The following is a 14,256-nucleotide window of genomic DNA, read 5'->3' as shown; positions in this document are numbered from 1 at the left end:
TTGTCTGGCAACCATGGGGGCCTGACCGGAGGAGTCCTTCGTGCTGCCAGCCCATATCGCCGTGCTGATCACCAGTCACAACCGTCGCGAGAAGACCCTGTCCGCCCTCTCTGCCCTCCGCGTGCAGCGCGGACTGCCCGAGGACACGGAGGTGCGGATCCACCTCGTGGATGCGGGCAGTACCGACGGCACACCCGAGGCGGTCCGGGCGGCGCACCCGCGGGTCGAGGTCGTGACGGTCGGCGACGACGTCTACTGGGGCCAGGGCATGCGCATCGCGAGCCGCAACAGCCACGCCGCGGGCCTGCCGCCCTGGGAGTACCAGCTCTGGCTCAACGATGACGTGGTACTGGACCGGGACGCCCTCGCCGTCCTGCTCGACACCGTACGGGCCGTCGGGCCCGGCGCCGTCGTCGTCGGCGCGGTGCGCGCACGAAACGGCGCGCATACGACGTACTCCGGACGGAGCGGCCGCGCACTCACCCTGGTCGAGCCCACAGGACGGCCCGAGCCCTGTGACACGTACAACGGCAATGTGGTGCTCCTGCCCCGCGCCGTACATGAACGGATCGGTGACATCGACAAGGTCTTCCGGCACGGCATGGGTGACTACGACCACGGCTTCCGCGCCCGTCGGGCCGGCATCCCCGCCTATGTGAGCCCACGCCACGTGGGCAGCTGCGACCGCAACCCGCCGGACACCGGCTCCCGCGAACCGGGCATCGGGGTGCGCGAGGCGCTGCGCCGCGTCACCTCGCAGCGCGAACTGCCGCCCCGCCAGTGGTGGGTGTACTGCCGACGGCACGCATGGCCATGGGCACCGTTGCTGATGGTCTCGCCGTACCTGAAGACGGTGGCGCGGGCTCTGGCCGGGCGGCGCGTGGGGGGCGGGGAGTACCCGCGGTGACCGGGCCGATCGCGCCGGTCGCCGGGGGCGGCGCCCTGCTGCTGTGGATCACCGGGCTCGGCACCATTGCGGTGGCCCCCCTGGTCCCCCATCTCTACCACGGACTCGGCACGGCAGCCGGCGAACCCCTCTCCGGCTTGCAACTGCTCTTCTCCCAGAGCGTGATCCTGCTGGTGTCCGTCCTGGCGGCAGCCCTGGTGACCCGCGCTGTGTTCCAGGGCGCGGGGGCCGGTGCGCGCCCGCCCAGGACCGGCCAGGGGCTCGCCTGGGCCGCCGTCGCGTTCGCCGCGGGCCCCGTCCTGTCGGCCGTGTTCGGCGAGCACGGCGCTCTGGACGCGACGGTGGTGTTCGCGCCGCTGCTGTTCGCCGCCCTCTACCTGTGCCCCCGCCGCCCTTTCCCCGAGGTGCTGAGCCAACTCCGCATCATCTTGCGCTGTTACGTCTGGGGCAGCTTGCTCAGCATCCTGGTCGCACCGGGCTGGGCCTTCCTGTTGCCCGCCCACGGCGACGGGGGGCGGGACTTCCTCGGCCTCGGCTGGGGCCAGTTCATGGGCCTTGCCCCCAACCCGAACCATCTGGCGCCCCTGATGGCTGCGGCTCTGCTCCTCGAAGTCACCCCGGTGGGGCGGTGGCGCGGCCGTGCGATCCATGCGGCCGCCGCGCTCCTCGCCCTGACGCTCACCCAGTCCAGAACGGGCTGGATCTGCGCCGCCTCGGTGTTCTTCGTTCACGGCGCATGGGGCCGGACCGTGCTCCGCAGGCAGCTGCTCACCGTCTTCGGGGGCGCCGCCGCCCTGATGGTGCTGATGGCGGCCCCCGTACAGGCCGCGCTCGCCCGGCTCGCCGCCGATCCGATGTACGGGGACTTCAACGGCCGCACCCTTGCCTGGCGGCTCGCCTACGACGAGTTCGAGCGCAATCCGCTGTTCGGTTACGGGCCCACTCTGTTCAGCCCGGCCCACCGACTGGAGCTCTTCGGCACCACGGACCACTGGATCGGCCAGGCGCACAGCCAGGTCATGCAAACGCTCGGAGGGTCCGGTCTGATCGGGTTCGCCGGGCTGTGTCTGCTGGTGAGCTCCCTGGTCGTACAGGCCCGGCGGGCCTCCGCGCACACCAGTGGCCTCTCGACCGCGCTGGTGACACTGCTGATCGTGGCGTGCACCACCGAGGCTCCGTTGCGCGCTCTCGGCGGACTGTCCGCCGCCGTACTGCTGCTCACCGTGGTGTGGTGCGTTCTGCTCCACGGAACCCCCTTCCCCACCTCCGCAACCCAGGAGCCGTCAGATGTCCCGTAGAACCGCGCTGATCACCGGCATCACCGGACAGGACGGCTCGTATCTCGCCGAACTCCTGCTCTCCAAGGACTATCTGGTGCACGGCCTGATCCGCCGCTCGTCCACCTTCACCACCCAGCGGATCGACCACCTCTACCAGGACCCGCACGAGCCGGATGCCCGGCTCCGCCTGCACTACGGGGACCTGGCCGACGGCTCCCGGATCGCCGCCCTCCTGGAGCACATCCAGCCCGACGAGGTCTACCACCTGGCTGCCCAGTCGCACGTCCGCGTCTCCTTCGACGAGCCCGAGTTCACCGGCACCACCACGGGTCTCGGCACCACCCGGCTGCTGGAGGCCATCCGGATGACCGGGCTGCCGTGCCGTTTCTACCAGGCCTCCAGTTCGGAGATGTTCGGGATCACGGCGCCCCCGCAGTCCGAGACGACGCCCTTCCACCCGCGCTCCCCGTACGCCGTCGCCAAGGTGTACGCGTACTGGATCACCCGCAACTACCGTGAGGCGTACGGAATTCACGCGGTCAACGGCATCCTCTTCAACCATGAGTCACCCCGGCGCGGCGAGACCTTCGTGACCCGCAAGATCGCCCGGGCCGCGGCCCGGATCGCCCGCGGCGAGCAGGAGTTCCTGCACCTCGGCAATCTGGAGGCCCGCCGCGACTGGGGTTACGCGCCCGAATACGTGGACGCGATGTGGCGGATGCTCCAGTGCGACCGGCCGGACGACTACGTGGTGGCCACGGGCACCAGCTACAGCGTCCGGGACTTCCTCACCTTCTGCTTCGAGCGCGCGGGCCTTGACTGGGAGCGCCACGTACGGTTCGACGAGCGTTACTTGAGGCCCTCCGAGGTGCCGGACCTGGTCGGCGACGCGTCGAAGGCTGAACGCGAGCTGGGCTGGCGGCCGACCGTGCTGACCCCCGACCTGGCCCGCCTCATGACCGACGCCGAGCTGGGCGCACAGCTGCCCGAGGGGCAGGTGGCCCGGTGACCCCGCCGGCCGTCCTCCACCTCACCAACGACCGCGAACCGCCCGGTCCGCGGCTGAGCTTCGGCAGCGCGTTCCGTGCCCTGGCCATCGACGGCGCACTCACCCACGTGCCACTCGCCCCCGCGGCGCTGCTGTCGGCAGGCCGCGCGGCCGCGCTGGCCGAAATCCTCCGGACCGCCGAACGGGCCCGCCCTGAAGTCCTGTTCGTCCAGACACCGGGCAACTTCCCCTGGACCGACGCGGATGTGGCGGACCTCCTGCGGCGCCTCGGCTCACCGACCGTCGTGATGTGGGAGGGCGACCCGTGGGGCGGACGCAAACCCGTCCTGCCCTCCATGGAGCCCTGGTTGCGGTACGCGGACACCGTCTTCACCCCGGGCCTCGGCATCCAGGCCCGTCTCCTGGGCAGGTACACCCGGCGGCCCGTTCAATACATCCCGCAGACCGTGCCCCATCGCCTCTGGGACGACGGGCCCGTCCCGGGCGTCGACGCCACGGCACACGACGTGATGCACATCGGCAGCTGCTTCGTCCGCTTCGGGGTGTTCGAACGGATCGACGGCGCTCGGGAGCGTCGGCGGTTCGTACGGTCCCTCCAGCGGCTGCCCGGCTGCCGGTTCGCCGTGCACGGCCACGGCTGGCGAGGCCGGGGCGCACTCGGACCCGTCCCGTTCGACGATCAGGTGGACGCCCTGCGCACCGCCCGGATCAGCGCCAACTGGGACCACTTCCCCGGCCGCGACGGCTATTTCTCCAACCGGCTGCCGATCAGTCTGTTCGCGGGACGTCCGCACGTCACGACCAGGCCCCTGAACACCGGCTGGCTGCCGGGCCCGGAGTGCGGCCTGCACCTGGTGGACTCCCCCGCCGAAGCGGTCGACCGGGTCACCGAACTGCTGCGCGCCGACCCCGCACAGCTGCATGCCGCCGGACTCGCCGGGCACACGTGGGTCCGTACCCGGCTCACCGAAACCAACGCGCTGCGGCACATGCTCACCCGCCACCTGGCTACCGTGCCCGCACCGCGCGCCGACCCCTGGCAGGAGATCGCCGCGATGGACGCCATCGGCGTATGAGCGCAGTCACGCGCAGCCTCGGCTGGAACTACGGCGGCTCCTTGCTCGGAATGCTGTTCCAGCTCGGCTACACGGCGATCGCCGCGCGCCTGGTGTCCCCCGACCACTTCGGCGCGTACGCCACCGCGTGCAGTGTCACCGTCCTGCTCGGCTACGTCGCCAACTCCGGCCTGGCCACCTGTGTGCTGCGCGCCGAGCGGCTCACCAGGTGCCTGTTGCGTACCGTCTTCACACTCGCCGCCGTCTTCGGCCTCGTCTGCTTCTGCGCCGCGCTGTTCGCCGCCCCGCTGCTCACGGCGGTCTGTGAAGACCCGCAGACGGCCGGGATGCTCCGCGTGCTGGCGGCGCAGTTCCTGGTCCAGCCGGCTGCGCTGGCGGCGGTCGCTGCACTGCGCAGGCTGGAGCGTCCTCGTACGGCGGTACGCGCCGAACTGGCCGGCCAGATCACGGGATCGGCCCTGGCGCTGACGCTCCTACTGGCGGGCTGGAACCCCTACGCCCTGGCCACCGCGTTCCCGCTGTCCGCGGCCTGCACCCTGGTCCTGGCCGCCTGCGCCCTGCTACCCGAACGGCGCCGCTCCCCGGCCGCCGCACGGCCGTGGCGCCGCCGTCCCCGCCCGGCGTCCGCGGCACAGGCGCCGACGGAGCACGGCGCGCCGTCGGTGCCCGCTACGCCCGCACGGCTGCCCGTCGGCCCTCCCGTTCCAGCCCGCGAACTTCTCCGCTCCTCCGGCTTCTTCACCGGGTACGGCCTTGTACAGTCCGCGACCAACAACGCCCCGCTGTGGCTGGCGGGCGCCACCCTCGGCGCCGCCGCGGCCGGTCACTACTCGCGGGCCGCTCTCCTGACCGGTATCCCGCTGACCGTCCTCGCGCAGGGCCTCCACCGGGCCGTCACCCCGGCGCTGGCCGACGCCCGCGCGGCCGGGAGGATTCCTCCGCAGGCGGTGCATGACGTGTTGTGCTCGGCATCCGCCGTGGGACTGATGGGCCTGGGCGCGCTCGCCGGTCTCGGGCCGGCCGCGCTGCTCCTGCTGCTGGGGCCGACCTGGGAGACGGCCGCGGGCCTGGTTCCGGTGCTCGCGGCCGGGGCCGCGCTGTGGATGCTCTGCTCCACCGCGAGCTCCGTCGACACCGTCCGCATGGACACCAGAGCCCTGCTGCGCGCCCAGCTCGCCGCCATCGGGGCGACCGCGCTGATGCTCTGCTTCGCCCGGGCGTACCACAGCCTGTTCCTCGCCGCCTGCGCCACCGTGGTCGCCCCGCTGGCCGGTCATCTCGTCCAGCTCGCCCACTGGCATACCGCCAAGGTCCTCGGGGTACGTCCGCTGCTCTTCGCGCACGCCGTGCACGCGGCGGTCGGCACCGCACTCGGTCTCTCGGCCGCGCTCGGCCTGCGCTCCCATCCCCCGCACTACGGGCTGCTGCTGGGCCTCGGCGCCATGCTCCCGGTGGCCCTCGCCTGCGCCGTGCTCCGCACCCGTCTGCCCGTCTATGCCACGGCCCGCCGCCACGGTCTCGTCAGATCCCATCCGAGGAGCCACCCATGCACATCGGCCTCGCAGGCCCCGTCGACCTGACCCCCCTCCAGCACCTGCTGCCCGCGCGGCTGCCCGCCGTCTACAGCGGACCGTGCACCGGCTGGCTCGCCAGGACCTGGCTGGAGCAGGGGCACCGACTGACGGTGTACGCCCTGAGCGGCGCCGTCACCGGGCGGCAGGTGTACAGCGGCCAGGGCATCGACCTCGTCGTCGTACCGCAGCGCGCGCGGGCCAGACACCGGCTGAAGGACTTGTTCCGCGCCGAACGACGAGGGCTCGCGGCCGCGATGCGGGCTCACCCCGCCGACCTGGTCAGCGCCCACTGGACGTACGAGTTCGCGCTGGCCGCGATCGCCAGCGGCCTGCCCTCCTTCGTCACCGCCCACGACACCCCATTGCGCTACGCCTGGGAGATGCGCAGCGCCTACCGCTGGCTGCGCCACTCCATGGCTCTCCCGGCCGTCCACCGCGCCACTGCGCTCAGCGCCAACAGCCCTTACACCGCGCGGCATCTGCGCCGGGTGCTGGGTGTCCGACGGCCCATCGAGGTCATCCCCAACGGGGTGCGCATGGAGCATCTGCCCAGCGCCACTGCGCCGCCCGACGCCGCCCCGGTGTTCGCCACCGCCGTCCAGGGCTGGGGGCCGCTCAAGAACACGGCAACGCTGCTGCGCGCCTTCGCTCTCCTGCGGGTCGAACTCCCGTGCGCCCGGCTGTTGCTGTGCGGCGATGGACACGACGCGCGGGGACCGGCCCGGCAGTGGGCCGCCGCACACGGACTCACGGCCGGGGTCGAATTCGCCGGCCCGCTGGCGCACGGCACCTTGCTGCGCCGGATCGCCGCCGAGGCCCACGTCCTGGTCCACCCGTCCCGTATCGAGTCGTTCTCGATGATCACAGCCGAGGCGATGGGCATGGGGCTCCCGGTCATCGTGGGCGAACGCAGTGGGGCCGTGCCCTGGGTCGCCGGGGACGGCGGCCTCGCCGTGGACATCGACTCGCCCCGGACGCTGGCCGACGCCATGAGCCGTCTCGCCCGCGACCCGCAGTTGCGGGCCCGGCTCGCGACGGCGGGGCGCCACCGGACGGCGGGCCGCTTCGAGCTGCGGGACGTGGCCGCCGCATACACATGCTGGTTCACCACGGAAGGCAGCCGCCCGTGACCACCACGCCCCTCGTCCTGCAGATCAGCAATGAACCTGAGCCCTTCGGCCCGCACACCCGCTTCGCGCGTGCCTTCGAGGACCTCGCCGATGCGGGCCTGCTGCGGTACGCGTGCGCCGTCCCCGCCGCCGGGGACCAGCTGCCCCCCTCCCGTCCCGACCTGGTCTTCGTCCAGTCCCCCCAGTCGTACCCGTGGACGAACCGGCATGTCCAGGAGTGGGTGCGGACCGCCGGGGGGCCGCCGGTCGTGGTGTGGGAGGGCGACGCGTGGGGAGGGCTCACCAAGCCGTTGCGCGAGCGGAACCTGGCGTGGATGCGGGCCGCGGAAGAAGTCTTCAGCGTCGCCGCGGGTGGGCAGGCCGCGATGCTGCGTCGGGCCTGCGGCCGGCCGGTGCGGTACGTGCCGCACGTCGCGCCGCTGCATCTGCTCGCCGCACCGCCAGGCCCGGAGCCGACCGCGGTCGGAGTGACGCTGGTCGGCAAGCGCCTCACATACCTAGGAATCGAACTGATCCCCGATGATCGCGAACGGGCTCTGCTCGTCAAGGAGTTGCGCAAGGTCGCGGGAGCACGGCTCTCGGTGTACGGCAGGGGATGGCGAGGCCCCTGCGCACGCGGCCCCGTCCCCTTTCCCGATCAGCTGACCGTCATGGAAGGGGCGTTGATCAGCGCCGGCTGGGACCGCTATCGCAAGCACACAGGCTACTTCTCCGACCGGCTGCCGATCGCGATGTGCGCGGGCCGGGTCCATGTCACCTCCCGCCAGCCGGGACTCGACTGGCTACCGGGTCCCGACCGCGGCCTGCACCTGATGGACACCCCGCGCGCCGCGGCCGGGCGGGTCCGCGATCTGCTTCGCCGCGACCCCGAGGAACTTCTCGCGCAGGGACAGTGGATGAGCGAGTGGGCCCGTGCCCGGCTGACCGAGCGCCAAGCCCTGCTCCACATGCTCTCTCCGTACATCCCGCTGCCCGCCCCGCCCGCCGACCCGTGGGCCGGGCTCGTCGCCCTGGACTGCTAGGGCCTGTGTGATGTCGTGATCAGTTGCTGGGTCACAGATGCTCAGTGGAAGTTCATCGAGCCGAAGAACGGGCTTGTCGCTGGTGGCGTCGGAGAGCTGGATCTGGCCGCCGGGAAGTTCGCCTTCTCCGTGCTGGAGGCGGTGGTCGGACGGCCCAGGGCCAGGTTGCCCGGCTGGGCGAGACCGGGCCAGGCCGGGTTGTGGCCGATGCTCGCGACGATGGGGGTGAAGGCGGCGTACGTCGCCGCGGGCTTCGGCGATCCCCAGGTCTGCTGGGCAAGTGCGCGCAGCGGGTACATGATGCCGGCGGCTATCTGCCCCTCGGTCTCGGCGGTGGGGGTGTCGCACCACACGTGGATCACCGACCCGGGGTTCTTCGCAGGGTCGGACAGGGTGTTGCCGCCCTCGAAGCGGTCCGGGGTCCAGGTCTCGTACATCCACTTGGTGTCGGGCTTCGGGCCCCCGAGCACGTAATAGGTGGGGGTCCAGGACTCGTTGGCCACGACGTGGCCCGCGTCGGCCAGCTGCTGGGGGGTGAGGCCGTAGGTGTACCAGTACTCCACGAGGATGCCCGAGTGGGGGCGGAGCATCCCGTCCCCGGACTTGATGCCGTCGTTCCACATGCGCGTCGTCTTGCCGCCCGCACGCACCAGGTCGTCCGCCCAGTTGACGAACCCGTAGTAGGTGTCCTTGGCGGTCGCGTCCGCGCCGTAGTGGGCGCGGGCATAGCTGAGCAGCTGCGGGTACTTGCTGTAGTCGGTGACGTATTCGTCCGCGCCGATGTGCCAGTACGGTGCCGGGAACAGCGGCAGGTACTCGCTCACCAGGTCCTTGATCAGTGTGTACGAACCGGGCAGCGAGAGGTCGATGAAGTCGTTGCTGACCGCGCCCGAGCTGCTCTTGAGCTTGAGCTCGGGGTGCGCGGCCAGGACCGCGTTCATGTGCCCGGGGGTGTCCATCTCCGGGACGATGGTGACGTGGTACTTGCGGCCGAGCTCGACGAGGTCGGCGATGTCCTGCTTGGAGTAGTGGTCGGTGGAGACGATCTCCGGGTGGGTGGAGCTCTCCAGCCGGAACCCGTAGGTGTCCGACAGGTGGAAGTGGAAGTAGTTGAGCTTGAGGTAGGCGAGCTCCTTGATGTGCTGCCTCAGCCAGTCCACGGTGAAGAACTTGCGGCCCTGGTCGACCATGAGTCCGCGCTCCGCCTTGGTCGGCCAGTCCACCGCCGTACCGGCCGGCACCGAGGCGGACTGGCGCAGCAGCTGGAGGACGGTGCGGGTGCCGTTGAACGCTCCGGCGTCGGTCCCGGCCTGGAGGGTGAGGATTCCGGCGACGGTCATCCGGTATCCCTCGGCGGGCAGGGTGGAGTCGCCGAGGGTGAGGCGGATGTCACCGGCGGCCGGGCTCCCGGTGACGACGGCCACGCCGCGCCCGGCCAGCGCGCCCAGGTCCTGCGCGAACGTGGCGGCCTCGTCCGCTAGTTGGGCGGTGGAGGCGGGGTCGACGACGATCCGGGTGGCGTCGGTGAAGGTGTAGGTACCGGTGCCGGCCGTCCATTGACGCAGGGCCGGTACGGCCTGCGGCGGCCCGGCTTCCGCCTGGGCGGGGCCGGCGCCGGGTATCGCCGGTGCGAACACCGCGTACGCGGTGACGATCAGCAATCTGAGCAGACGCATGGCTGCCTCCAGCCGCCGGGTATGGCCGAGCGGAGCATGTGGGGTGCACCAGTGCAGCGCAGCGCGCCGAGGTGGTCTCCTGAAAGCGTGAGACGCATCTTGTTCCTCGTGAGCTGGACGTCATCGGCACTGACACCGGCCGCATCGGCGATCCGCTGTCTGACACCGTCCACTTCCGGATCGGCATCGCCATGAAGCACCACATCGACCGCATGCTCCTGTGAATCCACTGCCGCCGTGGGTGCGGCCAGGGCGGCCAGATCGGATTGCAACCCGCCTGGCCGAAACGGAGGGGTGATCTTGAAGCCCTCCAGACAGACATCCGCCCAGGCCACGAAGGGCAAGGCCCGGACGGCACCGAGGTCGGCAGGCCGGTACCCGCACAGATAGGTGCTCTCCGCAACGTACTCATGGATCACTACGCCCAACTCCGCGAGCTGCTCCCTCTCCTGCACCGAGGGAATACGGGTGGTCTGGACGAGGAGATAGTTGGAGGCGGACGCGTCCTCCGAGACCAGCGAGGCGCCGGCCAGCGCGTGGGACTGCCTCAGCGGATCGCTGGTCACACCGTTGATGGTGATCCGGGCCATGGCGGGCTCCAGGTATGTGCGCGCGACTGAAGCGATGACATCGCGTGTCCATCTAATCGCTTTACGTCATACATCGCACCTTCTGTGGCGGAGAGACGCGCCATGCGGGCGGCGGGCCCTCGGACGGCCTACGGCGCCACTCGACTCATGGATTCCGCACCCCTCTGTGGCTGCCCGCTCCTGGCCACCAGGGCGTGTACACATCACGCCCTCACCAAACCCGTCAACGACCCACGCTCGTCGAGGGCCGCCAGCAGCAATTGATCACAACCTCACTAGGAGTCGGAGCCGTCCAGAAAGGACCGGCCGGACGGGTCCTTCTCGTACGCGTTGTAGACCTTCGGCAGCGGCCGGTCGTCGCGGATCGCCCGGAACAAGGCCTCGGCTTGATCCTCGACCATCGTGTACCGGCCCCGCTGATCGGGGTGCTCCACGCTCGGAACGGTCAGGATCTGCGTGCCGCTCGCGGGGATCGCCCGCGCGCTGTTCACCAGCCGGTAGAGCTCGTCCAGCGAGTCGAGGCCGGGGTCTGCCACCAGCGAGGACGTCGCCGCGTCCAGCAGCGGGTACAGCTTGGTGGGGTTGGTCAGCACTCCGTCGCTCTGCACCTTCTTCAACAACTCCCGAGTGAACTGCTTCTGCCGCTCCACCCGTTGGAGGTCGCTGCCGTCGCCGACGCCCACCCTCGTACGTACGAACACGAGTGCCCGTTGTCCGCGCAGCAGCTGCCTGCCGGGCTGGAGCGTGATGTCGTACTCAGGCTCACGCACCTTCTCGGACACGTTCACCTCCACGCCCCCGACAGCGTCGACGACCCTTCTGAAGCCGGAGAAGTCGACGACGAGATGGTGGTCGACCGGGATACCGGAGAGGTCCTCGAAGGTACGGACCGCACAGGCGGCCCTGCCGAACTGGAAGGCCCAGTTGAACGGGGCGTGCTGGGCCGTGCTGCGGGATCCGTCCGGCTGCAGGCAGCTGGGGATGTCCACCACCAGGTCCCGCGGCACGCTGACCACGGCGGCCCGGCTTCGGTCCGCGGAGAGGTGGATCAGCATGGCGGTGTCGGAGCGTTCGCTGCCCCAGTTCGCTTCCTTGTCCGAGCCGAGCACCAGGATGTTCTGGGCCTTGCCGGGCGCGGGGCGGGGCCGCTTGCCGTGGTCTGCTGCGAGGGCCCGGGCGGCGGCCTCGTCGGTGCGGATGTTGCCGTCGATCCGCTGGTACAGCAGCCAGCCGGCACCTGCCGTCACCGCGAACAGTAGGACGGCGCCGATGGCGAGCCGTCTCAGGACCTTGCGACTGCGCCACCAGCTCTCAGGTACCGGCATCGATCAGGCCCTCCACTCCGTCGGCAAATCGCTGTGCCATCGACTCGACCGTGTACAGCTCGGCATCCGTCCGACAGGCGGAAAGCAGCCTGTCGTAGAGTGCGGGCCGGGTGAGCAGATCCGTGACGGCCGCGCTGTACGCGTCCAGGCCACCATCCACGACGAGTGCGTTGCGGCCGTGCTGCAGATACTCGAACTCGGGCCCGTGCGCGGCGTGGGTGGTGGTGACCAGGGGCGTGTCCAGCGCGAACGAGTCGACCGCGGCGAGCCCCACCGCGCCGGGCACCAGCAGGACGTCGGCGACAGCGCCGAGCCGGGCCTTCTCCTCAGCGGTGGCCGTCCCCACGTACACGACGGGACCGCCCGCACGCTGGACTTCCTCCACCAGGTGTCGCTGCGCCCCGTCGCCCGCGACGAGCAGCCTGAAGCCGGGCAGCAGTTGCGCAACCCGGTCGGCCGCCGCCAGCAGGAACGGGATGCGTTTGGCGGCGTCGAGGCCGCCGACGTACAGCGCGGTACGACCGGGGCGCAGCCCGTACGACTGCCGCAGGGCCGAGAGTTCGGTGCCGGGGATACGGGAACGGGCTGCGACCAGGGACCTGGTGTCCACGGTGTTGCGGACCGTCGTGACCCGCTGTTCGGGGAAGCCCTCGCCGATGACGTGCCGGGCGCCCTTCTCCGTATAGGCGAAGAACCAGCGGGCCCGCTGGGTCAGAGCGCGCTTGGCTGCGCGCAGCGGGGCCGGGTGGCTGCGCGTGTAGGTCCCGCCGTGGCCCCACAGCCCGACAGGTGGGCCGCCACGGCTCAGCAGTGCGCGGTAGTTCTCCAGGCTGTGCAGGGACTGCCCGAGTACCAGGGCGTCGCAGTCGCGGGCGAGGGGGCCCAGGCCCCTCCAGACGAGATGGCGGTCGGCGAGGCGGAAGGTGCGCTGCGGCAGCAGGACCGTTCCGGGAAGGGCGCAGGCGTCGGCGCGCCGGACGTCCTTGCCCCAGGGTCGGCCGTGGGCGATGGTCAGCTCGATGTCCCGTCCGGCGAGTTCGCGGGTCAGGCGTTCGTAGAACGCGAGGCGGTAGCCCGGCACGTACTGCTGGACGACGACGGCTCTTCTCACCGGGCCGCCCGCGCCGCCTGGGCCGGCATGCGCCCGGTCTTGGGGGCGGTGTCCGCGCGGAAGAGCACCAGGTCGCACTGGAGCATCTGGCCGGTGCGCGGGTCGGTGAACCCGGGCACGACGGACATCAGGGTGAGGCCCAACTCGCCCTGGGTGAGGGCGAGGGCGTCGTCGAAGAGCAGGCCGTCCCGGTACAGGGGCACGAAGGACGTCTCGGTCTGGATGCCGACGCACTCGCTCGCGTACCTGCCGGCGCCGCGCAGCACATGCGCCTCGTACCCCTGGACGTCCATCTTGAGGAACACCCGCTCGCCCGGGGCGACGATCTGCTCCCACAGTTCGTCGAGGCGGCGGATCTCGGCGGTCTGCCGGCTCAGGTAGGCGGCGTGCGGGGCGGCCGCGCGGTGGCGTTCGAGCATGGGAAGGACGGAGCTGCTCGCGCCCGCGTTGCCCGCGACGTTCATGACAATGGTGCCGGAGTGGTCGCCGAGCGCGTACGGCAGGACCGTCCAGGCCGGGTCGGACGCCGCCCTGCGGTGGAGCTCCGTGCGTGGGCCGGTGAGCGGCTCGAAGGAGACGATACGGCCGCGGTAGCCGGAGCGGCGGAGCATCGTGCCGTAGCCGCCGGCGTGTGCACCCGCGTCAATGACGAGGCCGACATCGAACTTTCGGAGCAACTGCACGAGTTGCCGACCGCTCCAGCTTGCCGGATAGCGGGCGATATCGATGCCGAGGCGCTGCATGGTGCTGCGCGCACGGTGAAGGAGGGTCACTGTCGTGCTCCTTTGTATGCTGCCCAGAGGAAACGGGGATGCCCCCACAGCACCCGGCGCCACAGCCGGCGCGGTTCACTGCAGAGGCGGAAGAGCCATTCCAGGCCGTGTCGCTGCATCCACAGCGGGGCCTGCGGCTTGTTGCCGGAGACGAAGTCGAAGGCGGCGCCGACGGCGGCGAACACCGCGGGGTGCGCGGCGGCGAGCCGGGCGGCTTCGTAGTCCTGTTTGGGGGTGCCGAGGCCGAGCCAGACGATCTGGGCGCCGCTCGCGCGGATCCGGTCGAGCTGCGACTGCCGTTCCCCGTCGGTCGGTTCGCGGAACGGCGGCGACTCGACGGCGACGATCAGGGCGCGTGGGAAACGGGCGAGCAGCTCGGCGCCCAGCTGTTCCAGTACCGCCGGGGTGGAGCCGAGGAGGTAGTGGCGCAGGCCCACGTCCTGTCCGGTTCGGAAGACGTCCAGGAAGAGGTCGGGGCCGTACACCCGCATCGGCGGCAAGGAGCGGCTCCGGTGGACGATCCGGTTGGCCCACACCACCCCTTGTCCGTCGGGGAGGTTGAGCGTCGCGGTCCGCAGCACCTGGCCCAGTCGCGGGTCCCGGTCGGCTAGGGCGAGTGTGTACGCGTTGCAGAGGTGGACGTCGGCCGCCACGCCCTCGGTTGCGAGCCGGACGACCGCGGCGGCCGCGGCGGCCGGAGTCGCAGCGGCCACAGGAACCCCGGCGCACAGGACGGTGGTCAGGCCGGTGGACACGTCCGTGCGCGTTGTGGCCGGCAGGCGC

Annotated in this window: 13 protein-coding genes; 7 read left to right on the top strand and 6 right to left on the bottom strand. The window is 71.1% G+C overall.

Annotated features, from left to right (window positions below):
* The first annotated feature begins 40 nt into the window (after positions 1 to 40).
* Genes AB0F18_RS07445 through AB0F18_RS07415 form a run of 7 tightly spaced genes read left to right on the top strand, consistent with a single transcriptional unit; the run spans position 41 to position 7,998 of the window.
* Positions 41 to 907, top strand: coding sequence for a glycosyltransferase (locus AB0F18_RS07445; RefSeq protein WP_362055959.1), 867 nt, complete (start codon positions 41 to 43; stop codon positions 905 to 907).
* On the top strand, positions 904 to 2,205 hold the full coding sequence (locus tag AB0F18_RS07440) for an O-antigen ligase family protein (protein ID WP_362055957.1): 1,302 nt from the start codon (positions 904 to 906) through the stop codon (positions 2,203 to 2,205). The genes AB0F18_RS07445 and AB0F18_RS07440 overlap by 4 nt, the downstream gene beginning before the upstream one ends.
* On the top strand, positions 2,195 to 3,196 hold the full coding sequence (gene gmd, locus AB0F18_RS07435; protein WP_362055955.1) for a GDP-mannose 4,6-dehydratase: 1,002 nt from the start codon (positions 2,195 to 2,197) through the stop codon (positions 3,194 to 3,196). Before AB0F18_RS07440 ends, gmd begins: the two co-directional genes overlap by 11 nt.
* Positions 3,193 to 4,272 carry a hypothetical protein gene (locus tag AB0F18_RS07430; RefSeq protein WP_362055953.1) on the top strand — a complete coding sequence of 360 codons (1,080 nt, stop codon included), beginning with the start codon at positions 3,193 to 3,195 and terminating at the stop codon, positions 4,270 to 4,272. Before gmd ends, AB0F18_RS07430 begins: the two co-directional genes overlap by 4 nt.
* Entirely contained in the window at positions 4,269 to 5,852 is a 1,584-nt protein-coding gene (locus AB0F18_RS07425; RefSeq protein WP_362055952.1) for an oligosaccharide flippase family protein, read from the top strand. Before AB0F18_RS07430 ends, AB0F18_RS07425 begins: the two co-directional genes overlap by 4 nt.
* Entirely contained in the window at positions 5,819 to 6,976 is a 1,158-nt protein-coding gene (locus tag AB0F18_RS07420) for a glycosyltransferase family 4 protein (protein WP_362055950.1), read from the top strand. The genes AB0F18_RS07425 and AB0F18_RS07420 overlap by 34 nt, the downstream gene beginning before the upstream one ends.
* Positions 6,973 to 7,998: a hypothetical protein gene (locus AB0F18_RS07415; protein WP_362055948.1), complete on the top strand. Its 1,026-nt coding sequence runs from the start codon at positions 6,973 to 6,975 to the stop codon at positions 7,996 to 7,998. Before AB0F18_RS07420 ends, AB0F18_RS07415 begins: the two co-directional genes overlap by 4 nt.
* A 41-nt stretch (positions 7,999 to 8,039) precedes the next feature.
* Here AB0F18_RS07415 and AB0F18_RS07410 read toward each other — a convergent pair whose 3' ends face one another.
* The 6 genes from AB0F18_RS07410 to AB0F18_RS07385 all read right to left on the bottom strand — a co-directional run bounded on the left by AB0F18_RS07410 (position 8,040) and on the right by AB0F18_RS07385 (position 14,228).
* Positions 8,040 to 9,674 carry a family 20 glycosylhydrolase gene (locus AB0F18_RS07410; RefSeq protein WP_362055947.1) on the bottom strand — a complete coding sequence of 545 codons (1,635 nt, stop codon included), beginning with the start codon at positions 9,672 to 9,674 and terminating at the stop codon, positions 8,040 to 8,042.
* On the bottom strand, positions 9,653 to 10,264 hold the full coding sequence (locus AB0F18_RS07405) for a hypothetical protein (protein ID WP_362055945.1): 612 nt from the start codon (positions 10,262 to 10,264) through the stop codon (positions 9,653 to 9,655). The genes AB0F18_RS07410 and AB0F18_RS07405 overlap by 22 nt, the downstream gene beginning before the upstream one ends.
* 275 nt (positions 10,265 to 10,539) lie before the next feature.
* Complete coding sequence (locus AB0F18_RS07400; protein WP_362055943.1) at positions 10,540 to 11,589, bottom strand: LCP family protein; 1,050 nt, start codon at positions 11,587 to 11,589, stop codon at positions 10,540 to 10,542.
* Positions 11,576 to 12,700, bottom strand: a complete 1,125-nt coding sequence (locus tag AB0F18_RS07395) for a glycosyltransferase family 4 protein (RefSeq protein WP_362055941.1) — start codon at positions 12,698 to 12,700, stop codon at positions 11,576 to 11,578. Before AB0F18_RS07395 ends, AB0F18_RS07400 begins: the two co-directional genes overlap by 14 nt.
* Positions 12,697 to 13,473, bottom strand: a complete 777-nt coding sequence (locus AB0F18_RS07390) for an FkbM family methyltransferase (protein ID WP_362055939.1) — start codon at positions 13,471 to 13,473, stop codon at positions 12,697 to 12,699. Before AB0F18_RS07390 ends, AB0F18_RS07395 begins: the two co-directional genes overlap by 4 nt.
* On the bottom strand, positions 13,470 to 14,228 hold the full coding sequence (locus AB0F18_RS07385; RefSeq protein ID WP_362055937.1) for a WecB/TagA/CpsF family glycosyltransferase: 759 nt from the start codon (positions 14,226 to 14,228) through the stop codon (positions 13,470 to 13,472). The genes AB0F18_RS07390 and AB0F18_RS07385 overlap by 4 nt, the downstream gene beginning before the upstream one ends.
* Positions 14,229 to 14,256: the final 28 nt, after the last annotated feature.

Source organism: Streptomyces sp. NPDC029216 (assembly GCF_040648015.1).
Taxonomy (GTDB): domain Bacteria; phylum Actinomycetota; class Actinomycetes; order Streptomycetales; family Streptomycetaceae; genus Streptomyces.
This window is presented reverse-complemented; position numbering and strand designations above follow the sequence as displayed.